Origin of the sequence: Paraburkholderia sp. UCT31 (assembly GCF_014397655.1) — a bacterium.
Classification (GTDB): Bacteria; Pseudomonadota; Gammaproteobacteria; order Burkholderiales; family Burkholderiaceae; genus Paraburkholderia; species Paraburkholderia tuberum.
Map to the genome: position 1 here is coordinate 1 of NZ_VZQP01000212.1, position 511 is coordinate 511.

A 511-nucleotide genomic window follows, 5' to 3' on the forward strand; every position below is an offset into this window, starting at 1 on the left:
CGTCATAGTCGAAATGCAACGCCGGCTTGATCCCGGCCTTGTTGCGCTCGATGAACTCGTTGCCGCGTTGACGCAAGGCATCCCAGAACAGAACGGAGCGCTGCGCGAAATCGGCCGTATAGTGCCAGGCACCCCATGGTGTGAACTGCGCCAGGTTGGGAATGGTGAGCGCGGACGTGCCACCGCCCCCCTTGATTGCGTCGCTCGTCCTCTGCCCGAACCGTTGCCGGGCCTCTTCCAGGCGATTGTGCAACAGGCGCAGGATTTTCAATGCGATCTCGTGATTGCGTGTCAGCTGGGTAACCTGGTCCATCTCATGAATCTCCTTAAGCGAAGCGACTTAACCCGGCACAACTGCTCATTCCGTTGCCTGGTTGCAGAGAAGCCTAGGGAAACGCTGATTAATGAACTGTCGGATCGGCTTGCAGATCAAGACGCGTCAAATTTTCTGGATAACGAATCGAATCGACGCTCATTTCGGTGAATTTGGCTCGCAAACGAGCCCCTCTTC

At 56.4% G+C, this 511-nt stretch carries 1 pseudogene; it reads right to left on the bottom strand.

The annotated features are described in order from the left end of the window. Window positions 1-313: pseudogene (locus F6X40_RS41705) on the bottom strand (poly(3-hydroxybutyrate) depolymerase); the annotation flags it as partial. Between the last annotated feature and the right edge of the window lie 198 nt (window positions 314-511).